At 75.1% G+C, this 25637-nt stretch carries 20 protein-coding genes; 9 read left to right on the top strand and 11 right to left on the bottom strand.

Features of this window, described 5'->3' with window-relative positions; translation table 11 throughout:
• Positions 1–30: 30 nt before the first annotated feature.
• Entirely contained in the window at positions 31–3684 is a 3654-nt protein-coding gene (locus BM237_RS30325) for a WD40 repeat domain-containing protein (RefSeq protein WP_107415237.1), read from the bottom strand.
• A gap of 271 nt (positions 3685–3955) precedes the next feature.
• On the opposite strand from BM237_RS30325, the gene BM237_RS16890 reads away from it, so the two are divergent.
• Positions 3956–4984: an AraC-like ligand-binding domain-containing protein gene (locus tag BM237_RS16890; protein WP_093850510.1), complete on the top strand. Its 1029-nt coding sequence runs from the start codon at positions 3956–3958 to the stop codon at positions 4982–4984.
• A gap of 54 nt (positions 4985–5038) precedes the next feature.
• On the opposite strand, the gene BM237_RS16885 is transcribed toward BM237_RS16890, so the two are convergent.
• The 4 genes from BM237_RS16885 to BM237_RS16870 all read right to left on the bottom strand — a co-directional run bounded on the left by BM237_RS16885 (position 5039) and on the right by BM237_RS16870 (position 10254).
• Positions 5039–5644, bottom strand: a complete 606-nt coding sequence (locus BM237_RS16885) for a hypothetical protein (protein ID WP_342746243.1) — start codon at positions 5642–5644, stop codon at positions 5039–5041.
• Positions 5645–5757: 113 nt separating this feature from the next.
• A complete protein-coding gene (locus BM237_RS16880; RefSeq protein ID WP_093850508.1) occupies positions 5758–7359 on the bottom strand; it encodes a substrate-binding domain-containing protein in 1602 nt (533 codons plus the stop codon).
• A gap of 200 nt (positions 7360–7559) precedes the next feature.
• Complete coding sequence (locus tag BM237_RS16875) at positions 7560–8765, bottom strand: extracellular catalytic domain type 1 short-chain-length polyhydroxyalkanoate depolymerase (protein ID WP_093850507.1); 1206 nt, start codon at positions 8763–8765, stop codon at positions 7560–7562.
• Positions 8766–8919: 154 nt separating this feature from the next.
• Entirely contained in the window at positions 8920–10254 is a 1335-nt protein-coding gene (locus tag BM237_RS16870) for an aminotransferase-like domain-containing protein (RefSeq protein WP_093850506.1), read from the bottom strand.
• Between the two features lie 193 nt (positions 10255–10447).
• Here BM237_RS16870 and BM237_RS16865 point away from each other — a divergent pair, with 193 nt between their 5' ends.
• Positions 10448–11095: a LysE family translocator gene (locus tag BM237_RS16865; RefSeq protein ID WP_093850505.1), complete on the top strand. Its 648-nt coding sequence runs from the start codon at positions 10448–10450 to the stop codon at positions 11093–11095.
• Between the two features lie 34 nt (positions 11096–11129).
• Here BM237_RS16865 and BM237_RS16860 read toward each other — a convergent pair whose 3' ends face one another.
• Entirely contained in the window at positions 11130–11753 is a 624-nt protein-coding gene (locus BM237_RS16860) for a TetR/AcrR family transcriptional regulator (RefSeq protein ID WP_093850504.1), read from the bottom strand.
• A gap of 141 nt (positions 11754–11894) precedes the next feature.
• Here BM237_RS16860 and BM237_RS16855 point away from each other — a divergent pair, with 141 nt between their 5' ends.
• The gene (locus BM237_RS16855) at positions 11895–12953 is read left to right on the top strand and encodes an aldo/keto reductase (RefSeq protein WP_093850503.1); all 1059 of its coding nucleotides are present in this window, start codon (positions 11895–11897) and stop codon (positions 12951–12953) included.
• A gap of 30 nt (positions 12954–12983) precedes the next feature.
• On the opposite strand, the gene BM237_RS16850 is transcribed toward BM237_RS16855, so the two are convergent.
• On the bottom strand, positions 12984–14090 hold the full coding sequence (locus BM237_RS16850; protein ID WP_093850502.1) for a CapA family protein: 1107 nt from the start codon (positions 14088–14090) through the stop codon (positions 12984–12986).
• Between the two features lie 251 nt (positions 14091–14341).
• Positions 14342–15211, bottom strand: coding sequence for a polyphosphate kinase 2 (gene ppk2 / locus BM237_RS16845; RefSeq protein ID WP_093850501.1), 870 nt, complete (start codon positions 15209–15211; stop codon positions 14342–14344).
• Positions 15212–15379: 168 nt separating this feature from the next.
• Between ppk2 and BM237_RS16840 the strand changes: the two genes are divergently transcribed.
• Positions 15380–15862: a YchJ family protein gene (locus tag BM237_RS16840; protein WP_093850500.1), complete on the top strand. Its 483-nt coding sequence runs from the start codon at positions 15380–15382 to the stop codon at positions 15860–15862.
• A gap of 382 nt (positions 15863–16244) precedes the next feature.
• Positions 16245–16925 (top strand): peptidoglycan-binding domain-containing protein, encoded by a 681-nt coding sequence (locus tag BM237_RS16835; RefSeq protein WP_245793677.1) that lies wholly within the window; start codon positions 16245–16247, stop codon positions 16923–16925.
• Positions 16926–16956: 31 nt separating this feature from the next.
• On the opposite strand, the gene BM237_RS16830 is transcribed toward BM237_RS16835, so the two are convergent.
• The 3 genes from BM237_RS16830 to BM237_RS16820 all read right to left on the bottom strand — a co-directional run bounded on the left by BM237_RS16830 (position 16957) and on the right by BM237_RS16820 (position 20384).
• Positions 16957–17901 carry a DUF6807 domain-containing protein gene (locus BM237_RS16830; protein WP_093850498.1) on the bottom strand — a complete coding sequence of 315 codons (945 nt, stop codon included), beginning with the start codon at positions 17899–17901 and terminating at the stop codon, positions 16957–16959.
• The gene (locus BM237_RS16825) at positions 17898–19052 is read right to left on the bottom strand and encodes a Gfo/Idh/MocA family protein (protein ID WP_093850497.1); all 1155 of its coding nucleotides are present in this window, start codon (positions 19050–19052) and stop codon (positions 17898–17900) included. The genes BM237_RS16830 and BM237_RS16825 overlap by 4 nt, the downstream gene beginning before the upstream one ends.
• 114 nt (positions 19053–19166) lie before the next feature.
• The gene (locus BM237_RS16820) at positions 19167–20384 is read right to left on the bottom strand and encodes an erythromycin esterase family protein (protein WP_093850496.1); all 1218 of its coding nucleotides are present in this window, start codon (positions 20382–20384) and stop codon (positions 19167–19169) included.
• A gap of 58 nt (positions 20385–20442) precedes the next feature.
• Here BM237_RS16820 and BM237_RS16815 point away from each other — a divergent pair, with 58 nt between their 5' ends.
• The 4 genes from BM237_RS16815 (at position 20443) to BM237_RS16800 (ending at position 25598) form a co-directional block, all read left to right on the top strand.
• A complete protein-coding gene (locus tag BM237_RS16815) occupies positions 20443–21204 on the top strand; it encodes a TioE family transcriptional regulator (protein ID WP_093850495.1) in 762 nt (253 codons plus the stop codon).
• A 167-nt stretch (positions 21205–21371) separates the two neighbouring features.
• Positions 21372–23552: a DUF4139 domain-containing protein gene (locus BM237_RS16810; protein WP_093850494.1), complete on the top strand. Its 2181-nt coding sequence runs from the start codon at positions 21372–21374 to the stop codon at positions 23550–23552.
• An 8-nt stretch (positions 23553–23560) separates the two neighbouring features.
• A complete protein-coding gene (locus BM237_RS16805) occupies positions 23561–25216 on the top strand; it encodes a DUF4139 domain-containing protein (protein WP_093850493.1) in 1656 nt (551 codons plus the stop codon).
• 100 nt (positions 25217–25316) lie between these two features.
• Positions 25317–25598 (top strand): Thoeris anti-defense Tad2 family protein, encoded by a 282-nt coding sequence (locus BM237_RS16800; RefSeq protein ID WP_093850492.1) that lies wholly within the window; start codon positions 25317–25319, stop codon positions 25596–25598.
• Positions 25599–25637: the final 39 nt, after the last annotated feature.

Below are 25637 nucleotides of genomic sequence, written 5' to 3'. Positions count from 1 at the left end.
CTTCGAGGCCTCACGGGCAGGAGTGAGGCCTCACGGGCAGGAGGGGGCCGCCGGCAGATCCGAGACCAGTTCGGACCACCGGTGGGTCCGCCTCGCCCGGCAGACCTCGGCCGCCACCTCGGCGGCGTCGAGCCTCCACAGGCGCTTCCCCTCGCCCGCGGTGGCCAGCGTCCGGCCGTCCGGGCTCAGGGCCATGGCGGAGATCTCCCCGTCGCCGGTGAGCGTGGCCACCGTGTCGCGCGAGGCGGTGTCCCACAGGTGGATCGTGCCCGTCCCCGCGGTGACCAGCGTCTCGCCGCGCGGGGAGAACGCCACGTGCTCGGCGCCGTCGGGGTGGCCCGTGAGGGTGGCGGCGGTGCGGTACGAGGCCGTGTCCCACAGCCGTACACGGCCTCCGGCGGCGGTCGCCAGCAGACGTCCGTCCGGGGAGAACGCCACACCGGTGACCGGGCCCTCGTGGCCGGTGAGGGAGGTCCGCACCCGCCGGTCGCGCACCTCCCACACCAGTACGGTGCGGTCGGCGGAGGCCGTGGCCAGGGTGCCGCCGTCCGGGGAGAACGCCAGCGCGCGCACCCGATCGGTGTGCCGTCTGAGGACGGCCGTCCGCCGCCCCTGCCCGGCCTCCCACAGCCGGACCGTGTCGTCGGCGGACCCGGTGGCCAGGGTGCGGCCGTCCGGGGAGAACGCCATGGCCGTCACTCCGCCGGTGTGACCGGTGAGGGTGGCCCGCCGCCGCCCCGAGGCGGCGTCCCACAGCCGGACCGTGCCGTCGGCGGACCCGGTGGCCAGGGTCCGGCCGTCCGGGGAGAACGCCGCCGCGTGCACGTCGCTTCCGTGTTCCAGGGTGCGCAGCCGGCGGTGGCCGCCCGTCCGCCACAGCTCCACCGCCCCGTCGGCGGATCCGGTGGTGGCCAGGGTCCGGCCGTCCGGGGAGAACGCCGCCAGCCGGGAGAACGGCGCCGCGGTGCCCAGGACGGCGGTCCGCTGCCGTGTGGCCGTGTCCCACAACTGCACCCGGCCCTCGCCGTCGGCCACGGCCAGGACGCGGCCGCCGGGGGACAGCGCCGTCTCGTAGGCGGCCGGGTCCTGGCCGGCGGTGATGGTGGCGGTCGTGCGGTGGTCGCCGGTGTCCCAGAACCTGACGGTGCCGTCGGCTCCGGTGATGGCGAGGGTACGGCTGTCGGGGGTGAAGGCCAGTTCCCGGTGGGCGTGTTCGCGGCGGCCCGTCACCGAGGAGGTCTTGCGGTAGTGGTAGGTCGCGGTGTCCCACAGCCGGGTGATCTCGGTGCCGGCCGCGGCCAGGGTGCCGCCGTCCGGGGAGAACGCCACGTCGTAGACCGGGCTGCGCTGCCCGGTCGACGCGCTTCTCATGACGGCGAGGGTGGCGCTCTCACGGCCCGTCCCGGTGTCCCACATGCGCAAGGTGGCATCGACGCCGCCGGTCACCAGGGTGCCGCCCTCCGGGGAGAACGCCACGGCCGTCACCTCGCCCGTGTGTCCCGCCAGGACGGCCGTCTGCCGCTCCTTCGCGACGTCCCACAGCCGCACGGTCCCGTCGCCGCCGCCGGTGGCCAGGGTACGGCCGTCCGGGGAGAACGCCACCGTCGTCGCCTGGCCGGTGTGGCCGGTGAGCGTGGCGGCCACCCGGCGGGTTCGGGTGTTCCACAGCTTGACGCTGCGGTCGTCGCCCGCGGTGGCCAGCAGCCGGCCGTCCGGGGAGAAGGCCACGTCGTTCACCCGGTCCGTGTGGCCGGCGAGGGTGGCGGCCACCCGGCGGGCCCGCGTGTCCCACAGTCTGACGCCGTGCCCGCCCCCTGTCGTGGCCAGGGTGCGGCCGTCCGGGGAGAACTCCATCGCCGACACGGTGCCGGCCTGCCCGGCGAACCGGTCGGCCCGGTAACGGGCGTAGGCGGACAGCAGACTGCTGCGCGTCTCGGGGACGTCGGCCCGCTGGAAGGCGGCCAGGGCCAGCATCGCCGCCGCCTCCGGGCGTTCCCCGGCCATCGAGTCGGCCTGGGCGGCCAGTTCGTGCGAGGTGACGACGCGCCGCTGCTCACGGGCGATCGAGTACTGCTGGAAGGTCGCCGCGATCGCGGTCGCGCAGAGCACCAGCAGGGCGGACAGCACCGTCGAAAGCCGCCGCAGCCGCATGGTCCGGGCGCGGGCCTCCTCGGCCTCGGCCTCCTCGGCGGCCTCGCTGGCCAGCAGGAACTCCCGCTCCAGCGCGGTGAGACCGGCCCCCGTGCCGCCGAGCCGGTCCCGGGCCGCCGCGAGCCGGGCACCCCGGTAGAGGGCTCCCGCGTCGCGGTCCAGGGAGTGCCAGACCTGCGCGGCCTCCGTCAGCTGCCGGTGGACGAGCAGCCGCCGCCGGTCCGCCTCGATCCAGCCGCGCAGCCGGGGCCAGGCCGCGATCAGCGCCTCGTGTGCCAGGGTGACCGCCGAGCCGTCGAGGGTGACCAGACGGGCCCGCGCCAGCCGCTCCAGCACCTCCGCCTCGACGGTGCGGCCCGCGCCGTCCGCGCCCAGCTCGCCGCGGTCGGTGGGGCGCCGGGTGTCGGGCGCCCCCTCGCCGGGGTTCACCAGCCGCAGCAGGATCCCGCGGGCGGCGGCGGCCTGGTCGGGGTCCAGTCGGGTGTAGAGGTCCTCGGCGGTCTGGGCGATGGCGCCGCGTATGCCGCCGGCGGCCTCGTAGGCCGCCAGGGTCAGCGCGCGTCCGCGGCGCCGGCGCCAGGTCTCCAGCAGGGCGTGGGACATCAGCGGCAGTCCTCCGGGTTCGCCGGTCGCCTCGTCCACCAGCCTCGCGGTGAGGGCGCGTTCGACGATCAGTCCCGCGTCGGCGGCCGGGCGGACGATGGCCCGGCGCAGTTGCGCCGGGGTCATCGGCCCGACCAGGAGCGTGGCGTCCCGCAGGGCGTCGGCGAGGTCGGGATGGCCCGCGCAGTGGCCGAAGAAGTCCGCCCTGACCGCGACGACGACACGCAGCCGGCTGCGGGGGCGGCGGGCCGCCAGCAGCAGGTCGATGAACTCCCTGCGCTCCTCGGGGTCCCGGCACAGGGTGAAGACCTCCTCGAACTGGTCGACGACGACCACCGTGTCCGCGTCAGGGGCACGGGAGGCGGGCGCGAGCAGGCGGGGATGGTCCCTCATCGGGTGCGGACCGGGGGTGAAGACGCGGACGGTGGCCGGCCGCACCGCGGCGGCGCCGGAGCGCAGGGCGGGGATCAGCCCCGCGCGCAGCAGCGAGGACTTGCCGCTGCCGGAGGCGCCGACGACGGCCGTGAACCTGCCCTCCCCCACCCGGCGTACGAGGTCGCCGGTGAGCTGCTCGCGTCCGAAGAAGCGTTTCTCGTCCTCCGGCTGGAAGCGTCTGAGCCCCGGGTAGGGTGCGTCGGCGCCGTCCGTGCCGGACGGCTGGGCCAGTACGTCGGCACACGCCCGGTGCCAGCGCTCCTCCCACTCCTCCCGGTCGCCGCCGCAGGCCTGCGCGTAGGCCAGGGCGACCGGGAGCGTGGGCAGCCTGCGGCCGGCCGCCGCCTCGGCCAGGGTCGCCGCCGAGTAGGGCGCCCGCTGGGCCATCGCCCGGTAGGTGGTGCCGCCCGACGCCCGGCGCAGTTCGCGCAGTTCGGCGGCGAACCGCTGCACCGGGCCGGCGGCCGGATCCAGCGGTTTCTCCCGGCGCCCCATCGCATGTCCTCCCCCGTCGCGTCCGCCCGCCGCGTCCGCGATCGGGCGCCACCGTAGGCCCCCCGCGACCGGCCGACAAGCCCGCGCTCCGCCCTGTCGCCTCCTTCCCCGGCGCCTGCCGCGCACCGGCCGCGAATTGTCCGGCGCGGCGGAACGGGCCTGCCTGACAACGCCTGCCGGCCGAGACTCGGTGCTCGGGCATGGCCGGACGGGCCGGTGTGCTCCGGCCGGGCCGGCGGCGGGAGACACGACCGGGGAGAAGGAGGAACACATGGTGTACGAGACGGCGTTCGCGAGCGAGGACGTGCCCGCGGCCGAGCGGTTCGGCCGCTGGTGCGAGCTGGTCCGGCGGGCCCACGCGCCCCTGGAGGCGGACAGCCCCCACCGGGCGGACTTCCGGGCCCGGCTGCGCGTGCTGAGCCTCGGGGCCGTCACGGTGTGGCCCGCGGAGTTCGCGCCCGCCGTCCTGCGGCGCACCCCGGAGCTGGCCCGGCGGCACGACCCGCGGACCGTCCATGTCTCCCTGCCGCTGCGGGGGCGGCTGAGGGTCGCCCGGGAGGGCCGCGCGGACGGCCACGGTCCCGGTTCCCTGTGTGTGGTGGACACCTCGCGCCCGTGCGAGATGTGGGCGGGCGACGGCGACGGCCCGTACAGCGGCATCGGGCTGGAGGTCCCCCGGGACCTGCTGCACCTGCCGCCGGAGCGGCTGGCCGGGCTGACCCGCCGCAGCCTGTCGGCACGGGAGGGGATGGGGGCGCTGCTGGCGCAGTTCCTGACCACGGTGGCGGCGGACTCCGCCCGCTACCGGCCGTCCGACGGGCCCAGGCTGGCCGCGGTCGCGGTCGATCTGCTGTCCGCCCTGTTCGCCCACGCCCTGGAGAGCGACCACGCGCTGCCGCCGGAGGACCAGCGGCGGGCCCTGCTGCTGCGCGTCCAGGCCCACATACGCCGGCACCTGCACGACCCGCATCTGTCCCCGCCCGCGATCGCGGCGGCACACCACATCTCCCTGAGCCATCTGCACCGGCTGTTCCGGGACGAGGGCTCCACCGTCTCGGCGTTCCTGCGTGACCAGCGGCTGCGGCGCATCCGGCAGGACCTGTCCGACCCCGCCCTGCACCGCACGCCCATCCACTCCGTCGCCGCCCGGTGGGGTCTGACGGACCCCTCCGCCTTCAGCCGCGCCTTCCGCGTCGCCTACGGCACCTCGCCCAGCGACTACCGGCAGCGTGTGCTGGCCGGCGGCGGTACGCCGGCGGCCGCGCGGGGCGGCCTCGTGGCGAACGCCGCCGGCCGCTGACGCACCGTGCGGCCCGGTACCCGGTACCCGGTACCCGGCACCCGGTACCCGGTGTCAGCCCATGCCCAGGCGGGCGGTGGCCTTGCGCATCATGCCCGCCTTCTGCTCGACCGGCTTCTGCTGCTCGCCCTGGAGCGCGCTGACGACGGTGAGCGCGCCGGTCAGGACGGGGATGCTCCACTGGGCCCAGCGCAGCTGCCGCTCGGCGTCCTCCATGGAGGCCGGGTGGTGCTGGGACCCGGCCGCCTTGTCCGGGTCGGTGGAGGTGGCCATCTCCAGCTTCTTGCCCATGACGCGGCTGTAGGCGGTCGCCGCCAGGGCCGCGCCGGTCAGGACGGTCTTGAGCGCCGAGGAGGCCCCCACTCCCCGCTGGTGCTCCACGCGGTACATGTTGGACGCCAGCAGGGAGACGGCGCCCGCGAGGTGGGCGGCGATGGCCAGCCCGTTGACCGGCGTCCACTTCGCCCATCCGGTGCTCGCGATCCTGTCGCCGGCCGCGGCGTCCTCCCACTCCCTGGCGACGCCGTTCAGACCCACGGCGCCCATCAGGGAGCCGCCGAACCATGCGCCCATCCCCAGGTCGTGCAGGCTGCGAGCGAGCGTGTTGCGTTCGGACACGATGATCTCCAGTTCGCCTCGTCCGATTCGAGCGGTATCCACGACATTCGAGAATTTCGCGGCATTCAAGGCATACCAGAGGTTTCCGGAGGCCGCCGCCCGGAGTCGCACGTCCGGGCGGCGGCGCTCACATCCGCACCGGGGCGCGGCGGCGGTCATCCGCCGGCGCCCTCCCCCGCCCCCGGCCGCCGCGGATCGGGGCGGCACAGCACCGGGTTCCGCAGTTCGACGCAGGGGCGGTGGCCGCGGGAGCGCACGATGTCCCTGCCGACCTCGTTCGTCAGATAGCGCAGGAAGCCGGCGGCCAGGGACCTGGCGGGGGGCTCGCCGTAGGTGTAGGCGTACTCCGTCTCCCAGAACGGGTAGGCCCCGTGGTCGGCCGCCTCCAGTGTGGCCCGCTGTCCGCCGATGCGCACCAGCCGCAGGTCCTTCCGGCCGGACGCCTCGTCGAGGCCGCTGTAGCCGATGGCTCCGGGCGTCTGCGCCACCTCGTCCAGCACCTCGGTGGTGGAGCCCCGTTCGCAGTTGAGCGGGCCGCGCGGCATGCCGGGCAGCAGGGTGAGGCAGTCGTCGGAGGTGCGCGCGAGATTCCGCGATCCGCTGAAGATCCGCTCCTCGAAGACGCCGCGGGTACCGGAGTTGCTCAGCCGGCTCACCAGACGGACGGGCAGGTCCGCTCCTCCCACCTCCTTCCAGTTGGTGATCCTCCCGCCGTACAGGTCCCCGATCTGCTCCAGCGTGAGGTCCTGGACCCCGGCGTCCTCGTGGATCACGAGAGTGAAGAGGGTGAAGGCCACCGGACGCGGCAGCAGCAGCGGCTGGTCGTCCCGCTTGACCCCGTCGGTGAACGCCAGTATCCGGGTGTTCCTCCCCTTGCTCTCACTCGTCAGCGCCTCCAGACCCCCCTTGCTGCCCCGGTAGTCGTGGTGGAACGTCACGTCCTGCTCGCCGCAGGTCTCCCGGTACGCCTCCGCGGCCTCTCGCAGCACGGGTTCGAAGGCCGTGGATCCGGTGAGGGTGAGCTTGCCGCCGGCGCAGTCCAGCGGCGCCGCGGTGTCGTCGCGGCCGAGCAAGGAGAAGGCGAGTTGCCCGAGGATGACCAGCACCAGGAAGCAGACCAGCGCGACGGCCTGCCAGGGCGTCCCGGTCTGGCTCCTGGTCTCCTGTATGCCGCCGTTGCCCACACCGCCCTTGATCCCGCCTATGACCCTGGGCGGCTCGAACGGCGCCTGCGGGCCCGCGCCGGCCCCCGCGTCACCGGTGCGCTCCAGGGCGGCCAGGACCTTGTAGTGGGCGGAGCGGTTGAGCGGCACCTTGGGGAGTTCGATGACGCCGTCGCGCACGCTCAGACCCGAGTCGTCGCTGAAGCAGGGGCGCAGGAAGTCGTCGCTGAGCTCGGTCACCACCATCCCGGCGACCCTGCGCCCGGGGAACTCGACCCGGACACCGACCCTGTCGTCGGGGAGGACGGCGTAGTCGTCGATGTCGATGTGGGTCGCGCCGCTGTTCTCCACTCGCAGCAGGACGAAGGACGGGTCCACCAGCCGGGTGCCGTCGCCGTCCTGCAACTGCTGCAGCGCCCCCGCGTACTGGACCCCCGCGAACTGGGCGTGGACGGCGTCGGTGGCGGTGGTGTCCATCTGCACCCGGTAGCCGAGTCGCTTGCGTCCGACGAAGACGAACTCGTAGAGCGCGGCGACGATCGGCACGAGCACACCGAGCACCGCGAGAACGACTTCCCACCGAAGCATGTCCATGGCCTGTCCGCCCCCCGTGGAGAACATGGTGAAGGGCCGTCAAACATACGAGCGGGCCGGGCTCCGGCGAAGTGGCGTGTCCGGCTTCCGGCGAGTGTTCACCGGCTGTTGGGGAGCGGTGCGCCGGCCGTACGGCGCGCCGTACGCTCCCGGGTGGGCCGGGGGCGTACGGCTCCGGGCGGCGGGCCGCGGCGGGTCCCTCAGCCGCAGGAGGCCGTCCGCTCGTACCGGCCGGGTTCGGTCTCGGTGAGGGAGGTGACGGTGTAGATGTTCCACAGCCCCAACGCGTCACCGGAGCCGACCGCGTAGGTGTAGCCGTAGCGGACGATGGCGCGGCCCTGCTGCACATGGGTGTAGTTGCTCGCCGTGAAGCAGGCGGGCGCCCCCGGGTCGCCCGGATCACCGGGATCACCGGGATCACCGGGATCACCGGGATCGGTGTCGCCCAGGCCCCAGTCGGCGGTGATGTACGCCGTCGAACACATCAGGTCGGCGGTGTACGAGCCGGTCGTACCGCAGCCCTCCGACGGGCGCACCGGGACGGCGTGCCCCATGCCGGAGACTCGGTAGTCGCGCACGACGGTGCCGGCGGAGGAGCCGTAGTCCTTCCGCGTCACCCCTCCGGGCAGCGAGGCCGAGCCGTCCGCGGTGGCGTCCGTGCCGTGCGCGTTCGTCCACTGCTTCACCAGTTCGTCCGCGTTCGCCGGGGCGACCGTGGTGTCGGAGGTGCCGTGCCAGATCGCGACCGACGGCCATGGTCCGCCGTATCCCGGGTTCTGGGCACGGACCAGATCGCCCCACCGGTCGGCGGTCTTCGTGACGCCCGGGTTCATGCAGCCGAACGCCCCCACCATGCCGGTGGCGCAGCCGTGCGGCACACCGGCCAGCACGGCGCCTCCCGCGAACACGTCCGGGTAGGCGGCGAGCATGCTCGCGGCCATCGCGCCGCCGCCGGAGAATCCGGCGACGTACACCCGGGACGGGTCGGCCCCCACCGCGTTCACGGTGTGGCCGGCCATCTGACGCAGCGACAGCGCCTCGCCCCGCCCGCGCGAGGTGTCGCCGCTCTGGAACCAGTTGAAGCAGCGGGAGCTGTTGTTGGCCGTCTCCTGCTGGGCGGCGACGAGCGCGAAGCCTCGGCTGTCGGCGTACGCGCGCCAGCCGTAGGTCGCCACGAACCCGGGCGCGTCCTGGGTGCAGCCGTGCAGGACGAGGACGACCGGGGCGCCGGCCGGCAGGTCGTCGGGGACGTAGCGGTACATGGTCAGCGCGCCCGGGTTGGAACCGAAGCCGGTGACGCGTTCGAGGTCGGCGGCCGCCGCCGGGGCGGCGGACAGCCCGGTGAACGCCAGCGCGAGCGTGCCCAGCAGCACGCCCGCGCGGCGCAGGAGGGTCATGGCTCTCATGAGGAGGGTTCCTTACGTCTGAAAGGGACCTGACAATCAACGCCTGCACCGTAGGGCGTGACACAGATCACTCGAACATGCCGGAGCCACAGGTTCACCGGCCCGCCGGTGGCCGCCGCCCACATTGCCCCGTAAGGACCCGCAGCCGCGGAGGTCACTCGGCGCAGGCCTGCTCCGGCCCCGAGCGGGCGAGGGCGGCGAGGGTGTCCAGCGCGCGGGCGAGGACGTCCGGCGGCGGCGAGGCGAGGGCGAGGCGTACGGCGTGGGGGGCCCTGAGCCCGTCGGCGGCGAACGCGGCCGCCGGGGTGACCGCGATGCCGTGCCGGGCGGCAGCCGCGACGAAGGTGTCGGCCCGCCACGGAGGTGGCAGCTCCCACCAGCAGAAGTACGAGGACGGGTCGCCGCCGACCGCGAAGCCCTCCAGCCGGCGGGCGGCGATCTCCCGGCGGGCGGAGGCGTCCCGCCGTTTGGCCCGCACGATCTCGTCCACCGCCCCCTCGGCCCACCAGCGCCCCGCCGCGTCCAGAGCGAAGCGCGCGGGCCCCCACCCCCCGGAGCGCAGCGCCGCGGCGACGGCGGACACGAGGGCGTTCGGGGCGACGGCATATCCCGCGGTGAGCCCGGGGGCCAGACGCTTGGAGAGGCTGTCGACCAGGACCGTACGCTCCGGGAGCAGGGCGGCCAGCGGCGGCACGTCGCGAAGGAAGGCCCAGACGGCGTCCTCGATCACGGCAACACCCAGCCGGCCGAGCACCTCCGCCAGCTCCGCCAGCCGCCGCGGCGGCGTCACCAGGCCCAGCGGGTTGTGGACGGTGGGCTGGAGGTAGACGGCTGCCAGCGGTGCGGCGCGGTGAGCCTCGGCGACGACCTGCGGTACCACCCCTTCCCCGTCCACCGACAGCGGGACGACCTCCACCCCCAGCCGGCCCGCCACGGACCGCAGCACCGGATAGGTCAGCTCCTCGGCTCCCAGCCGCCCGCCCGGCGGGACCAGCGCGGCGATCGCGGCCGCGATCGCCTGGCGCCCGCCCCCCGCGAACAGCACCCGGTCCGGGTCCGGACGCCAGCCGCCCCGGGCCAGCAGGCCGGCGGCGGCGTTGCGCGCGGCGGCCGTGCCCGCGGGGCCGACGGGGCGCGTGGCGGACTCCAGGACGTCCGGGCGCAGCAGCGGCGCGATCCCGGCCGCGAGGAGCGCCGACTGCTCGGGCACCACGGGATGGTTGAACTCCAGGTCGATGCGCCCCTCGGCCGGCTCGGCCACCGCCGGGTCCGCCGTGCGGGCGGAGGCCCGGACGAAGGTCCCCCTGCCGACCTCGCCGACCGTCAGGCCCCGGCGGGCCAGCTCGCGGTAGACCCGGGCGGCCGTGGAGCCCGCGATGCCGCGCCGCCGGGCGAACTCCCGCTGCGTGGGCAGCCGGTCGCCCGGCCGCAGCCGCCCCGCGGCGATGTCGGCCGCCATGCCGTCGGCGATTCGCCGGTAGTCGTCCACAGGGCCCCCTCGCCGGTCTCTTCGGCTTCGTCCGCCACCGCCGATGCCGCCGATGCCGTCCGGCCACATCATTGCACCGAGATCAATATAGTGCATTGCATCGATGCGCACTCGGAACATACGCTCGACGGGCGGTACTTCCCGCGAGCGGCCCGGCGGCCGCGGACCGGCTCCGGAAAGGCGGACACAGGCCATGCTCGGAACAGGTGCGGTGCTCGGCGTCGCGGCGGTCTCCCTGGGGATGGTCCTGACCCCGGGGCCGAACATGATCTACCTCGTCTCGCGGAGCATCGCCCAGGGGCGGCGCGCCGGGATCGTGTCGCTCGGCGGCGTCGCCCTCGGCTTCCTGGTCTACCTCACGGCCGCGAACCTGGGCCTGTCGGTCGTCTTCCTGGCCGTCCCCGGGCTGTACGCCACGGTGAAGCTCGCCGGAGCCGCGTATCTGGCGTGGCTCGCCTGGCAGGCCCTCCGGCCGGGCGGAACGGCCGTCTTCGCCCCGCGGGACGTTCCGCACGACCCGCCCCGCCGCCTGTTCGTCATGGGACTGACGACGAACCTGCTCAACCCGAAGATCGCGGTCATGTACCTCTCGCTCATCCCCCAGTTCGTCGATCCGGGGGCCGGGCACGTCCTGCTCCAGGGATTCGCGCTCGGCGCGGTCCAGGTGGCGGTCAGCCTGGCGGTGAACCTGGCCATCGTCCTGGCCGCCGGCTCCATCGCGGCCCTCCTGTCCCGGCACCCCTCCTGGCTGAGGATCCAGCGGTACGCCATGGGATCCGTCCTCGGCATGCTGGCCGTCACCCTCGCCGTCGACGACTCGCGCCCCGCACGGACGGCCTGAGGCGCCGACGGGGGCGCCGCCGCGTCAGCCCCTGTCACGAGGCTCCGCGCCGCACGTACACTCCCGCGCGCGCCGCGGCCGCGGCGGCGTCGGCGGCACGGTCCGCGTCGGACTCGCGGAGCGGGCCGACACCGGTCAGCAGGCGGTAGTAGAGGGGGGCGGAGACGGCACGGACCACCTCGTGGGCGTCGGTGCCCTCGGGGATCTCACCCCGTTCGACGGCCTGCCGCACACAGGGGGCCCACTCCTCGACGCGGATGTCGTAGAAGCGGCGCAGAGCCTCGGCCGTCCTCGCGTCGCAGGTGGCGGCCGCGATCACGGCCTTGAACAGCGGCCCCTGCCGCGGATCGGACAGAGTGCGCCGCACCAGCCGGGCGTTGGCCCTGAGGTCGCCCGGCAGCGATCCGGTCTCGGTGCGGGGCAGCGACTGCTCGGCCATGTCCGCCAGCAGATCGGCCACCACGACGGGCACCGTTCCCCAGCGCCGGTAGACGGTCGTCTTCCCCACCTCCGCGCGGCGTGCGATGTCGGCGAGATCCAGGCGGTCGAAGCCCTGCTCGACCAGGGCGTCCCCGGCCGCCCGCAGCACCGCGGCCCGTACCCGGGCCGTGCGCCCTCCGGGCCGGACGGTCCCCGGCCCCATGCTCTCGGAATCCATAAACGGCACTCCCGTTCCACTAGCAGCCCGAGTCTGTTAGCCTCGCACACGACTTTTAACGGAACCACAGTACCGTTAAGAGGGTCGCCGCCGTGCTCGCGCAGACGGCCCCGGCCCGACATCCGACGGAAGAGGACCGATATGGAATACAGACGTCTGGGCGCCTCCGGACTCAAGGTGCCCGCACTGAGTTTCGGCGCCGGCACGTTCGGCGGCCGAGGGCCGCTCTTCGGAGCCTGGGGTGACACCGGCGTACAGGAGGCCCGCCGCCTGGTGGACATCTGCCTGGACGCGGGGGTCACGATGTTCGACACCGCCGACGTCTACTCGGACGGCATGTCCGAGGAGGTGCTGGGCGAGGCCGTCCGGGGACGCAGGGATCAGGTGATCATCTCGACCAAGGCCGGTCTTCCCACGGGCGACGGCCCGAACGACGCGGGCACCTCCCGCGCACGTCTGATCACCGCCTGCGAGAACGCGCTGCGTCGGCTCGGCACCGACCGCATCGACCTGTTCCAGCTCCACGCCTTCGACGCCGGCACACCGGTCGAGGAGGTGCTCTGCGCGCTCGACACGCTGGTGCGGGACGGGAAGGTGCGTTACACCGGGGTCTCCAACTTCTCGGGCTGGCAGGTGATGAAGTCCCTCGCGGCCGCGGAGCGGTACGGCTTCCCCCGCTATACGGCACACCAGGTCTACTACTCCCTCGTCGGACGCGACTACGAGTGGGAACTGATGCCCCTCGGGCTCGACCAGGGCCTCGGGGCCATCGTGTGGAGCCCGCTGGGCTGGGGCCGGCTCACCGGCAAGGTGCGCCGCGGCCGGCCGCTCCCGGCCGGCAGCCGACTGCACGGCACCGCGGCCTGGGGCCCGCCCGTGGACGACGACCACCTGTACCGGGTGGTCGACGTCCTCTGCGAGATCGCGGAGGAGACCGGCAGGGCCGTGCCCCAGATCGCCCTCAACTGGCTGCTGCGACGACCCACCGTGTCGTCCGTCGTCATCGGCGCCCGCAACGAGGAGCAGCTCAGGCAGAACCTCGGCGCGGTCGGCTGGACGCTCACACCCGAGCAGTCCGCACGGCTCGACGAGGTGAGCGCCAAGACCGCGCCCTACCCGTACTTCCCCTACCACCGGCAGGAGGGCTTCGCCCGGCTCAACCCGCCGGTGGTGGGCGCCTCCTCCCCGCCCCCGGCGTGAGACCGCGCGGGGCGCGCCGGGCGCCCCGCGTCACCACCGCAGGGCGAGCGACCCGTCCGGCTCGCGGTCGACGTGCGAGCCCAGGCCGCGGCCGGCGCGGTCCAGGACCGCCCGCAGCCACCCGGCGTCCCCCGGCGAGGCGTGGCGCAGCCGTATCCGCCGTGCCTGGAGCGGCACCATCCGCACACCGGCCGTCCGGCCGTCCGGCTCCAGCCGGACGAAGTACAGCAGCCGCAGGTCGTCCCGGTACCGCTCGTAGCCGGTGATGCCCTCGTAGTCGTTCACCAGATCGCCGCAGCCGTACAGCACGAGCCTTTCCCGGTACACCTCCAGGGGGCGGGGGTGGTGCGAGGAGTGGCCGTGGACGATGTCCGCGCCACCGTCGATCAGGGCGTGCGCGAAGCCGGCCTCCTCACCGGAGACCTCGTACCCCCAGTTCGGCCCCCAGTGGACCGAGGCGACCACGACGTCGCCCGGCCGCCCGGCCCGGCGGATCCGCTCGGCCACGGCGGCAGCGGCGGCCGGCGAGGGCTCGTCCACGACGTCCACGCCGGGCCGGCCGGGGCCCGCGGACCAGGACGGCGGTATGCCGCTGGAGGGCATGCCGAAGGCCAGGACCACCACCCGCCGCCCGCCTTCCAGGGGTACCGTCGCGGGCCGCCGCGCGGCGGCGAGGTCCCGTCCCGCCCCCGCCGCGGCGATTCCCGCGCCCGCCAGGGCGTCGAGCGTCTCCTCCAGGCCCGGGCGGCCGAAGTCCAGGACGTGGTTGTTGGCCAGGACGCAGACGTCGGGGCGGGCGGCCGCCAGACAGGGGAGGTTGGCGGGGCTCATCCGGTAGTGGACACCCTTGCCCGGCGCGAACGCGCCGCTGCGCGTGACGGCGGTCTCCAGGTTGACGATCCGGGCGTCGGGGGCGGCCTCGTCGATCGCCGCGAGCGCCCCGCCCCAGGGCCACTCGAAACCGGCCGGCCGGGGCACCGGGCCACCGGCCGCCTCGGCCAGCTCGACGTAGGAGCGGGCGTCGCGGACGTACGCCTCGCGCAGTGCCGGATCACCGGGGTGCGGGAGGATCTGGTCGACGCCCCGGCCGAGCATCACGTCACCGCAGAGGAACAGGGTGACCGCGGCCCCGCTCATGCCTCCCAGGGTAGGACCTCCCCGCCCCCGCCGAGGGGCCGGCCGACCCCTCGGCGGGGGACCGTCGGCCCTGCCGTCCCGGCCCCGTCCGTGGTGTCCTGGTGGTGGCCGTCGGAGGCGGCCACCGGACGCGGAGAAGCGGAGCGAGACCGCGCACCGCGCAATCGGAGCCCGCGAGAAGCGGGTGGCCTCCGGCAGGCCCCGTGTGCCCGACGTGACCCCCGTACGCCGGGCACACGGCACGGGCGCGGCTATCCGCCGGTCCCCTCGCCCCCGGCTCCCTCCAGGGTCGCGGCGTGGTCGGGCACAAGGGTCTGCGTCTCCCTCGGCGGCCGCCGGTAGCCGGTGGACGGCGGCCGGGGCGGCAGACTCAGCCCCGGTGGCTCGACCTCGCGGTACGGGACGCCGGACAGCAGATGGGCGATCATGTTGATCCGCGCCCGCCGCTTGTCGTCCGCGTCGACGACGTACCAGGGGGCCTCGGGGATGTCGGTGTGGGCGAACATCTCGTCCTTGGCCCGCGAGTACGCCTCCCAGCGGACGCGGGACTCCAGGTCCATCGGGGACAGCTTCCAGCGCCGCATGGGGTCCTCCAGCCTCGACCGGAAGCGCCTCTCCTGCTCCTCGTCGCTCACCGAGAACCAGTACTTGCGCAGCAGGATGCCGTCCTCGGTCAGCAGCCGCTCGAAGACGGGGCACTGGCGCAGGAAGCGCGCGTGCTCCTCCTCCGTGCAGAACCCCATGACACGCTCGACGCCCGCGCGGTTGTACCAGCTGCGGTCGAACAGCACGATCTCGCCGGCCGCCGGAAGCTGCTCGGCGTAGCGCTGGAAGTACCACTGGGTGCGCTGGCGTTCGGTGGGCGCGGGCAGGGCGACGATACGGGCCACGCGCGGGTTGAGGTACTCGGTGACGCGCTTGATGGCGCCGCCCTTGCCCGCCGCGTCGCGCCCCTCGAAGACGACGACCAGCCGGGCGCCGGTGGAGCGCACCCACTCCTGCATCATCACCAGCTGCTCCTGGAGCCGGAGCAGTTCCCTCTCGTACACCGGGCGGGGCAGCCGGGCGGGCCGCCCTTTGGGCCTCTTCGGCGGCCGCTTCCCGCCGTCCTGTCGCGGCATGCGCGTCCCCTTCCGTTTCCGTGCCCACCGGGGCCTGCCGGGCCCTCTGTGCCGACAGGGACCGTCTCCCCCCTGCCGCACCGGGAAACACGGAGGACCGAACCGGCGTACCCCGGTACCGGTGGCCCCGAAGGGCGCCGGAGGCCGCGCGGCGGTCACCATGGAGGCATGTCCCGACGCCGATCCCGTCCCCGCCGGAAGACCCCGCCCGTCTCCCACGCCCCTTCCTCCTCTTCCTCCTCCACCGCCGTCTCCCCCGACGCGCCCTGCCCGTGCGGCCTGCCCGCCTCCCTCACCGACTGCTGCGGCCGGTTCCACCGGGGACAGGCCACCGCCCCCACCGCCGAGGCCCTGATGCGTTCCCGCTACAGCGCCTTCGCCGTGCGCGACCGGGCGTATCTGCTGCGCACCTGGCATCCGGACACCGCGCCGAAGCGGCTGGAGACGGATCCGGAGACCTGGTGGCGGCGTCTGGAGATCCTCGGCGCCACCGGCGGCAGCCCCTTCCACACCGAGGGGGCCGTCTCCTTCCGCGCCCACTTCACCGAGCGGGGGCGCGAGGGCGTCATGGAGGAGCACAGCCGCTTCGTGCGTCACGCCGGCGCATGGGTCTACCTCGACGCCTCCGGCACCCCCCGACCGTCCCCCTGACCGTCTTCGGGCACCCCGGGGCGCCCGAGGGGAGGGGTCCGGCGCGCGAGGACGTGAAGAAGCCGTGCACCGCCCGCGCACGACCGGTTCCGGCACGGCCGCGACCGAGTAAGGTCCTCTCCGGGGACCATCCGTGAGCGATCGCGTACTCTGCGGCGCGGCACCGCGGTGGAGCACGTGTCCGCCGCGGAACGTTCGCACGGGCGTACGGCGGTCCCCTCCGCGCCCCGCTCTGCGGGCGCGGAGGAGGTACAGGAGGGGGGAGATGGCGTTGCGTCCCGACCCGAGGCCGCGGCCACGCCGTCCGATCGCCGGGGAGCCGCGCTCCCTGGGCCCGTGGGACCGTCCGGAGCCGGGCCCGCCTCGGCGGCCCGGCGGTGACGTGTCCAAAAGCGGGTACGAGGCCGGCCTGCGGGACACGGAGCCCGGCGGCCCCCACCGGGACGGCCCGGCCGGGCCGGCCGGGCCCGCCGCGCCTCCCGAACCGCGCACCGGCTTCCTGACCGGGCGCCGCGGCCCGCGCACCACCGCCCTGATCCTGACCACCGGCGCGATCGGCTCCGCCCTGGCGACCCTGCTGGTGGCCTCCGGTGTCCTGACGCCCGCCGACCCCCGCCCACCGCTGTCCGGCGGCCCGCCGCCCTCCCCCGAACGGACGGCCTCCGCGCCGGACGCCCCGCCCTCCGCGTCCGGCTCACCGGACCCCGGGCCCGCCACGCCCGCGGCCGGCCCCACCGCTCCGGACGGCACGCCGTCCGCGCCCGCGCAGCCCTCGCGCGCCCCGTCGGCGTCCGCCACACCGCCGCCCAACCCAGCCTCCCAGCAGTCGCTGCGCCCCGTGCCCGGCATGCTGCGGGAGGGCGACAGCGGTCCGGAGGTGGAGGAGCTCCAGCGGCGGCTGCGGCAGATCCAGGGCGTCTACCCCGGCGGCGAGGTCGACGGCCGCTACGACGCCGAGGTCACCGAGGCCGTCGCCCGCTACCAGCAGTGGTACGGCGTCCGGGGCGACGAGAAGGGCGTGTACGGCGACGACACCCGGCGCGACCTGGAGGCGCGCACCTGACGGACGGGCCACGCGCTCACCGACCGCGCGTTCACCATGCGTGCGCCCCGAGCCAGGACTCCACCCGGCCCTCGTCCCAGGCGCCGTCCGCCACCACCACGCGGTAGCGGTAGGCGAAGCTCTCCCCCGGCGGCAGCTCGAACTCCTCGAAGAAGGCCCAGGAGAAGGCCACGACCGGGGTCGGCTCGGAGCGCACGAACCAGTGGGAGGCGTGGATCGCGCCCTCGTTCCCGGGCGCGTGGGCGAAGACCAGGGTGGTGTGCGCGTCCGCCCCGTCGCGTTCGGCGGTGAAGGCCAGCCAGGGAGCCCGGGTGCCCATCATGGCCGCGGCGCCGGCCTCCCCCTTCCCGCCCCGGCCGCCGGGGCCGAGGACGTCACCGCCGGTGAGATCGCGCGGACCGCGCCAGTGGAGACCGGTGTAGCCGGCCATCTCGCGTCCGGCGGTGGTCGGGGAACCGAACACCAGCGGTTCGGCGCGGATGTTGGTGAGGTGGATCGACCAGTCCAGCGCCCAGGCTCCCTCCTCGGGATCGGCCGAGTGCACCTCGACGGTGCGCGTCTCACGGGCCCACTCCCGCCCGCCGTTCTCGATCCACGTCAGCCGTTCGGCCATGCGCACCCGGTCCCCGTCCGGGCCGAGGACGTCCACCGCGTCGAAGCCGTCGTGCCGCATCCACCCCACCCGGTCGCGCAGCGGCAGGTACCCGCGGCCGTGGACGTAGGAGTTGCCGCCCCAGAAGTTCTGCCCGGACAGATGGCTGGCGGTCATCTGCAGCCCCTTGTGCCAGCGGTGGTCGCTGGGCCGGTAGCCGGTGACGGTGCGGCCGGCCAGGGTGCGCAGCGGGTGGGCGTAGGGCTTGCGGGACTCGAAGGCGTCCGGGTCGGGCCGGTAGACGTAGGCCATCAGCTCCACCGCGCCGCAGGCGACGGAGATCCGCTCGCCGTGGGTGTGGGTGACGGTCAGCGGTGCGCTCACCGGGTCGCCTCCTTCGCGGGGGCGTTCGGCGCCCAGTCGGGGTGGCCTCCGTGCATGGCGGTGTAGTACGGGTCGCCGGGGACGATCTCGCCGGCGCGCACCGGCAGCCCGGTGAAGGCGGACTTGTACAGGGCGGCGGTGAACTCCAGGGTGCGGCGGGCCTCGTGGCCGCTGCCGGGCGGCCGGACGCCCGCGCGCCGGGCGGCGAGTACGGCGGCGAGCTGGGCGGTGTGGGAGCTGGGCAGGTCGGTGGCCGGGGTGCGCCAGGCGCGGACGCGGTCGGCGCCGTCGGGGGCGCCGGCCACGTGGGGGGCGGGGGTGTAGACCCAGTCGTCGTTGGAGTGGCCGTACAGATGGGTGAGTTCGACGGTGGCGTCGGCGCAGTCGATCCGTATGCGGCTGGTCTCCCCGGGGGACAGAACACTGTTGACGACGGTGGCCATCGCGCCGCTTCCGAAGCGGACCAGGGCGGTGGAGACGTCCTCGCTCTCCACCTCGTGCACCAGGCGTCCGGCCATGGCCCGCACCTCGGCCCAGTCGCCGAGCAGATGCAGCAGCAGATCCGTCTGGTGGATGCCGTGGCCCATGGCGGGGCCGCCGCCCTCGGTGGCCCACCGGCCGCGCCAGGGTACGGAGTAGTAGGCGGCGTCGCGGTACCAGGTGGTCTGGCAGTGGGCGACGAGCGGGGCGCCCAGAGCGCCGGAGGCGAGCAGCTCACGGGCGTGGACGGCGCCGGAGCCGTAGCGGTGCTGGAAGAGGACGGTGGCGTACGGACCGCCGTCCTCCTGCGGTCCCTCGGCGGCGGCGATCTCGTCGTACTCGGCGAGGGAGAGGCACAGCGGCTTCTCGCACAGCACCCACGCTCCGGCGCGCAGCGCGGCCACGGCCTGCTCGCGGTGGAGGGAGGGCGGGCTGCCGATCAGCACCAGGTCGGGCCTCTCCCGCTCCAGCATCGGGGCCAGGTCGGTGTAACCCGCCACCCCTTCGCCCGCCCGCGCGCGGAAGGCTTCGAGCCGTCCGGTGTCCACGTCGACGACGGCGACCGGCTCGACCTCGTCCGCGTGGGCTTCGAGGGCCGGCAGGTGGCCGACGGTGGCGATGGCCCCGGCGCCGACGACGGCGGCGCGGAGGCGTTGGGTGACCGGGGGCATCGGGTTCGGGCTCCTTCGGTGGCCGACGAGGACAGAAAGCGCTTACCGACCTAGACCCTAGGGGCGGCGCGGGCATCTGGAAAGAGCCGCGCACCGCGTCCGCGGCTTCGCGGGTCAGCCCTGCGGTACGTCCCTGAGGAACACGACGCCCTCGCCGTCCGCCAGTTGGGCCGGATCGAGCGGGGAGTAGCCGAACCAGGGGGACACACGGGGTGCGGGCGGTGCGTCGCCGAGGGCGGCGGCCAGTCGCCGGGCGTCGACGAGGCAGCGGTCCCGGGGCAGCGCGTACAGGAGCCCTTCGAGGGTGTCCGGCGGCGGGACGCCCACGCCCCGGTGCCGGATCGTGCCCAGAGCCGTGGCCACGAAGGCGTACTCCTGGCCGAGCCGGGCGCTCACCAGCGCGCCGGCGCTCCACCACTCCAGCGGCCTCCCGCCCATCCGCATCCTGCTCCTGCTCCGCTGGAGGTGGGCGTTGTGGGCGTGGACGAACACCGGGCCCCGGTCGGCGAGGGCCAGGAGGTTGCCGGCCATCATCGAGTCCCGCCGGCCCGTCAGCCGCGCCAGGCGGTCCGGCGAGGCGTCGGCCATCCGCTGGTGGTAGCGCAGCAGGCCGGTCGCGGCGCGGCCGTACAGGCGCGCCCTCTCCCACTCCTCCCGTGAGGCCGCCGCAATCAGGTGGGGTGTCTGCTCCTCCAGCAGCGCCACGAGGTCGTCGGCGAGCAGTCGCAGCCTGTCCGCCTCGGCCGACCGCCCCACCGACCGGGACGGGTCCGTCATCGCGGCCGGTTCGGTCCACCGGCCGTCGTCGCCGAGCAGGTGGTCGAGCGCCTCCGCGTCACAGGGGAGCAGGCCCACGTCCACATGGGCCGCGAGGTGGCGGTGGAGTGCGGTGAGGGCCTGCCGGGGGCTCGCGGCGTGGGTGATCTCCAGCGGGCCGTCGAAGCCGGCGAAGCGGAGCCGCTCGGAGGCGGGCCGGCCCTCGGCGTCGGCGCGGGCGTTGTGGGCGCGTATCCAGCGCACGAGTTCGCGGTTGGCCGCGAAGGCGCCCCAGCCGTGGCTGAACCCGTGCTCCATGACCTGATCGAGGGTGCCCGTACCGGATGTGACGTAGTCGTCCACGATCAGGCCCGCCAGGCAGTCGCTCTCGATCGCGATCGTCCGGTAGCCCTCCTCCTCGACGAGCTGCCGGAACAGTTCGTTGCGCAGGCCGAGCAGGGCCTCCTCGCCGTGGGTGGGCTCGCCCAGGGCGAGCAGCCGGGGCCGGACCGGAAGCAGCCCCATGACGGCGGCGGCCTCGACGGGGCGGGCGATGTCCTTGGTGTCGGTAGCCATGCCTTCAACGCTATCGTTGAACCTTCGGTGGAAACTTTCCCGCGATATCTTCGGTCTCATGGGGAGAAACCTTCAAAGCAGTGAACGGCTCAGGCCGATCGATCTGGCGCGTGGGCACGGGCTGTCCGCACAGGCGGTCAGGAACTACGAGGAGGCCGGCATCCTTCCGGCCGCCGACCGCACACCCCACGGCTACCGCGTCTACACCCCGCTGCACGCGCGGGCCCTGCGCACCTTCCTCGCCCTGGTGCCCGGCCACGGCCACCAGGCGGCGACGGCGATCATGCGGGCGGTCAACGAGGGTGCGCAGCAGGAGGCGTTCCGCCTCGTCGACGAGAGCCACGCCCAACTCCTGGAGGACCGCCGGACCCTCCGGGCCGTGGAGAGCGCCCTGCGCGACCTGGGAGCCGGTGCGGCCTTCGGGCCGGGCTCGGTGTCCGGAGCCTCGTCCGACTCCGCATCCGCGTCCGCGTCCGGCGGCATGTTCATCGGGCCGCTGGCCGGGAAGCTCGGCCTCCGGCCCGCGACGCTGCGCAAGTGGGAGCGTGCCGGGCTGGTCCGCCCGTACCGCGATCCGCGCACCGGGTACCGCGTCTACGGTGAGGCCGACGTACGGGACGCCCGGCTGGTCCACCAGCTCAGGCGGGGCGGCTATCCGCTGGAGCAGATCGCCCCGCTGATCGACCGGGTGCGGACGGCCGGTGGGCTGGAGCCGCTGGAGGCCGCGCTGCGCGACTGGCACGGCAGGCTGTCCGCCCGCGGGCGGGCGATGCTGGCCGGGGCCGCCGAGTTGGACGCGTACCTGCGCGAACGCGGGTGAAGCGTCCCCTCCCTGAGATCCGCGGATGAACGGCCGCCGCTCGGCGCGGAGTCCGACGGCTGAAGCAGGACGGGGAAAAGCCCCGGATCCGCCGCAACGTCTCCTGCGCCGCCCCGTCCGGCGGCTATGGTGCGGTCACCGGTCGGGCGAGGGGCGTGAGGGGCGGTATGGCGGACGAGGCGGTCGCGGGCGACGGTGCGCGTACGGGGTCCGGCAGGGAGTCCGTGCCGGAGCCGGTACCGGAAGCCGTGCTGGATTCGGTCCTGGAGTCCGTGGTGGTGCACGCCGTCGGGGCCGTGTGCCTCCGGCGCGCCCGCTGCGCCCTGCCGCCCGGTCTCCCGGCGGCTCCGGACGCGGCCGTGCGCGTCCGGGTGGAGGGGCTGCCGATCGCCCTGTACGACCACTCGCTGCGCGGCCGGGTCGTCTCCGGCCCGCCCGGGCTGCGGGTGACCGACGCACGGCCGGTGCGGGCCGCCGCTCCCCGGCAGCACCGCGAACTGCCCTCCCTGCGACTGGAGTTGGAGGAGGCAGAGGACCGGCTGGCCCGGCTGCGCGAGCAGCGCGACCGGCTCACCGCGGAGATCGAAAAGGCGGCCGAGCTGCGGGCCGTGCCGCCGCAGCCCCGCCGCGGGGACCCGCCCCGCTGGGCTCCGGTGGAGTCCCTGCTGGCGCTGGCGAACTTCGTGGACGGCCGGCTGGCGCTGCTCCACGAGCGGCTGCGGGCGGTGGAGGCCGAACTGGGCGGCGCCGAGCACGATGTCGGTGTGCTCATCCGCCGTCTGGAGGCGGCCTCCAGCGCGCTGCCCGCCACGCGGGCGGGCGAGTCGGCCGCCGCCGTCCTGACCCTGGAGTGGGCCGGGGACGGCGCGTCGCACAACGACGGCGGGGACGAACAGGTTTCCTCCCGGGTTTCCTCCGAGGCGGAGTTGGAGGTCGAGTACCACGTGCCCGGGGCCACCTGGTCGCCGGTGTACCAGTTGCGGCTGGACGGCACGGACTCCGCCTCCGGCGGGACGCTCGTGCTGCGGGCCTGCGTGGCCCAGCGCACCGGCGAGGACTGGACGGGCGTGCGGCTGGGCCTGTCCACCGCCGACCTGCTGCGGCCCGCGGACGTCCCCCGGCTGCGGTCACTGCGGATCGGGCGGCGCCAGGAGGAGCCCGCCGCACGGGGATGGCGCGAACCCCCTCCGGGGCTGGAGGAGTTGTTCGCCGGTTACGACGCGGCCGTCCCGCCCGGGCCACCGCCCGGCCCCGCTCCGGCCCGAGCCGGCGGGGCGCCGCCGCCCGCCTCCGCGGCCCCGCCGCTCCTGACCGGTGCGGCCGCGGCGCCGGGCCCGGCGGATACGGCGGATACGGCGGACATGAGCCGGGCGCTCCACGGGGCCGAACGCGGATTCGCCGCGTACGGCGCCCCCGCCGCGGCCTCCGCGCCGCTCGCCCCGGCCGCTCCCGGGGCGGCAGCCGTTCCCCCGCCGCTGTCCTCTCCGCCGTCCCCGCCGGTCCCGGCCGAGGGCATGCTCGACTACTCGGGCCTGACGCTGGCCGGCCCGGACGAGCCCGGCCGGCGCGGCAGGCTGCGGCCCGCGCCGGGCAAGAGGAGCACGGTCGTCGCCGAGCACCGCCGGCGGGCCGAGTCCGTGGCGCGGCTGGCGCGGCCCGCCCACGCGGTCGACGTACGGCGGTCCGCCGGCTCCTTCCACCACCGCTACGACACGGCCGCCCCCGTGGACGTGGCCGCGGACGGGGCCTGGCACACCGTCCCCGTCCGCGAGATCCCGGTGGAGACGGTGCCTCAGTACGTGTGCGTGCCGTCGGTGGACCCGACCGTGTACGGCACGGTGCTGCTGACCAACGCCTCCCGCCACCCGCTGCCGGCCGGGCCTGCCGACGTCGTCGTGGACGGCGACTTCGTCCTCACCGCGCCTCTGCCCACCCTCGCGCCCGGAGAGTGCCGCAGGGTGGGGATCGGTGCCGTCGAGAGCGTGAAGGCGGCGCGGCGCACGCGTCTGCGCGAGTCCACCGCCGGGCTGCGCGGCGGGACCACGGTGCTCGACCACACGGTCGAGGTTGAGCTCGCCAACCGCCTCGCGCACCGGATCACGGTGGAGGTGCGCGAGCGCGTGCCCGTCAGCACCGACAAGGAGGTGCGGATCGAGGAGCGCCCGGCCGAGCCGCCCTGGACGGACCCCGGCAGGCCCCTCGACGACGGGGGCGACGGCCGCCATGTGCGCGGGGCCCGGATCTGGCGGGTGGAGCTGGAGCCGGGCCGGACCACCGTCCTCAGGGGCGGATACGAGGTGCGGATCCCCGCGGGGAAGGCACTGGTCGGCGGGAACCGGAGGGACTGATCCACACCATGACCCGAGCACCCCAGGACACGGCCGGCCCCGGCGCGCCGGCATCCCGCCGGGAACCGGTCCCCCTGCCGGTCACCGCCGTGACGTGCATGGAGGACCGCGCCCAGGTCGAGCGGCGCGGGAGCGTCGAACTGGCCGCGGGCACACAGCGGTTGCTGGTCGGCCCGGTGACGCCGCTGGCCGTGGACCGCTCCCTGCGCGCGGAGGTACCGGCCGGGGACGGCGGCGCGGGCGGTGTCCGGGTCGTCGACGCCCGTGTGGTGCGCACGTACGCGCCCCCGCGCCCCGGGCACCCGGGCGACGACGCGTCGGAGCTGCGCCGCAGGGTCCACGACCTGGAGGAGGAACTGCGCGACACCCGGTGGCTGCGGCAGCGGCTGGAGAGCCGCCTCGCGGTCGTCGCCCAGGCCAGGGCGGACCTGTATCGCGACGTCGCCGAGGGCGCCGGGGCCGGCGCGGCCGATCCGGAGCGCTGGGCGGACCGCATGGAGCGGATCGACGAGGAGGACCAGGCGCGCTCCGGCGAGTTGCACGTGCTGCGGCGCAGGCTGCTGCGCGCGGAGGAGGAACTGGAGGACGCGCGCCGGGCCCTGCGGCGCACCGACGAGGAGCCGCAGGAGCTGACGGCGGTCGTCGAGGTGGTCGTCGAGGCCGACCGCGCCGGGCCCGCCGTGCTGCGTCTGACCCATCTGGTGCCCTGCGCCCTGTGGCGGCCGGCGTACCGGGCGACGCTGGCCGGGGACGAGCGGTCGGTGCGCCTGGAGACCGACGCGGTGGTGTGGCAGCGCACCGGCGAGGACTGGAAGGGGGTGCGGCTGTCACTGTCCACCGCCCGGCCCACCCTCGCCTCCGGCCCTCCGGCGCTGTACGAGGACGAACTGGTGCTGCGGGAGCGCTCGGCCGCGGAGCGGCGCACGGTCGAGGTGGATCTGCGCGAGGAGGAGGTGCGCACGGCCGGGGAGGAGTCCGTCCCGGGCGGGCCCGCCGGGGCGGACGCGGAGCTTCCCGGGCTGTCGGACGGCGGCGAGGTGCGGGTGATGACCGCCGCGGCACCCGTCGACGTGGCCTGTGACGGGCGCCCCCACCGAGTGCCCCTGTCGGTGTTCACCGCACCGTGCCGCACCGGGCTGGAGTGCGCCCCCGAGCTGTCACCGCTGGTGGCCAGGGTGGCCAGGGCGGCCAACGGGGCCGGGCATGTCCTGCTGGCCGGGCCGGTGGACCTGGTGCGCGGCGGCGGGTTCACCGGGCGTGGCGAACTGCCGTTCACCGGGCGGGGCGAGGAGGTCTCGCTGGCCTTCGGCAGCGAGGACACCTACCGGGTGGTGCGCCATGTCGAGGAGAGCCGCGGCACCGCGGGCCTGAGCGGCGTCAACCACCGCACGGTGATCACGCGTACGGTGCGGCTGTTCGTCTCCCGGCTGGACTCCTCCCCGCAGGGGGAGGCGGCGGTCGTGGTGGTCCGCGAGCGCGTCCCGGTCTCGGAGGTCTCCGCCGTCGAGGTGCGGCTGCGCCGGGGAGCGTGCCTGCCGGAGCCCGACGAGGGCGTCGACGCGGAGGGCATGGTGCGCTACACGCTCCGTCTGGCTCCCGGCGAGAGGCGCGAGATCACGCTGGAGTACGAACTCACGGCCTCGGACGGCGTCGTGGGACTGTGACGGCTGTGAGGCTGTGATGGATTCGACGGACGGGTCTTCCCATAGCGCATCCGGCATCCGGTGTTCAAGAGCCTCCCTGGTGGTCCGCTAGGTTCGCCGTATGGACTTCTCCGCAGCCCTGGAGCTTCTGAGGGACGGCCGCCGTATGGCGCGCCGCGGCTGGATCCAGCCGGGCAAGTACGTCTACCTGGAACCGGAGTCGGTCTGCGTCGGCCCCGACGGGCGGAGCCGGCCGCTCGCCGCTCACCTGCGGTTCGTCACCGCCGACGGCACCGTGCAGGCCGGGGTGCAGCCGTCGCACGCCGGGCTGCTGGCCGACGACTGGTACGACGTCGACGCACCGGAGGAGGCCGGCGGGCACCGAGCCGACGGCGGGGGCTGAGCGGCTCCGCTGTACGGAGGCCGGCCTCCGGCCGGGGGC

This window comes from Streptomyces mangrovi, assembly GCF_900114215.1.
Lineage (GTDB): Bacteria > Actinomycetota > Actinomycetes > Streptomycetales > Streptomycetaceae > Streptomyces > Streptomyces barkulensis.
Note: the sequence above shows the minus strand (reverse complement) of the source record. Positions and strands in the feature narration are given on the sequence as shown.

Bases quoted from the DNA above. Each gene is read 5' to 3' on its own strand.
- BM237_RS30325 (WP_107415237.1), bottom strand. From the start codon at position 3,684: ATGGGGCGCCGGGAGAAACCGCTGGATCCGGCCGCCGGCCCGGTGCAG.
- BM237_RS16890 (WP_093850510.1), top strand. From the start codon at position 3,956: ATGGTGTACGAGACGGCGTTCGCGAGCGAGGACGTGCCCGCGGCCGAG.
- BM237_RS16880 (WP_093850508.1), bottom strand. From the start codon at position 7,359: ATGGACATGCTTCGGTGGGAAGTCGTTCTCGCGGTGCTCGGTGTGCTC.
- BM237_RS16875 (WP_093850507.1), bottom strand. From the start codon at position 8,765: ATGAGAGCCATGACCCTCCTGCGCCGCGCGGGCGTGCTGCTGGGCACG.
- BM237_RS16865 (WP_093850505.1), top strand. From the start codon at position 10,448: ATGCTCGGAACAGGTGCGGTGCTCGGCGTCGCGGCGGTCTCCCTGGGG.
- BM237_RS16860 (WP_093850504.1), bottom strand. From the start codon at position 11,753: ATGGATTCCGAGAGCATGGGGCCGGGGACCGTCCGGCCCGGAGGGCGC.
- BM237_RS16855 (WP_093850503.1), top strand. From the start codon at position 11,895: ATGGAATACAGACGTCTGGGCGCCTCCGGACTCAAGGTGCCCGCACTG.
- BM237_RS16850 (WP_093850502.1), bottom strand. From the start codon at position 14,090: ATGAGCGGGGCCGCGGTCACCCTGTTCCTCTGCGGTGACGTGATGCTC.
- ppk2 (WP_093850501.1), bottom strand. From the start codon at position 15,211: ATGCCGCGACAGGACGGCGGGAAGCGGCCGCCGAAGAGGCCCAAAGGG.
- BM237_RS16840 (WP_093850500.1), top strand. From the start codon at position 15,380: ATGTCCCGACGCCGATCCCGTCCCCGCCGGAAGACCCCGCCCGTCTCC.
- BM237_RS16825 (WP_093850497.1), bottom strand. From the start codon at position 19,052: ATGCCCCCGGTCACCCAACGCCTCCGCGCCGCCGTCGTCGGCGCCGGG.
- BM237_RS16820 (WP_093850496.1), bottom strand. From the start codon at position 20,384: ATGGCTACCGACACCAAGGACATCGCCCGCCCCGTCGAGGCCGCCGCC.
- BM237_RS16815 (WP_093850495.1), top strand. From the start codon at position 20,443: ATGGGGAGAAACCTTCAAAGCAGTGAACGGCTCAGGCCGATCGATCTG.
- BM237_RS16810 (WP_093850494.1), top strand. From the start codon at position 21,372: ATGGCGGACGAGGCGGTCGCGGGCGACGGTGCGCGTACGGGGTCCGGC.
- BM237_RS16805 (WP_093850493.1), top strand. From the start codon at position 23,561: ATGACCCGAGCACCCCAGGACACGGCCGGCCCCGGCGCGCCGGCATCC.
- BM237_RS16800 (WP_093850492.1), top strand. From the start codon at position 25,317: ATGGACTTCTCCGCAGCCCTGGAGCTTCTGAGGGACGGCCGCCGTATG.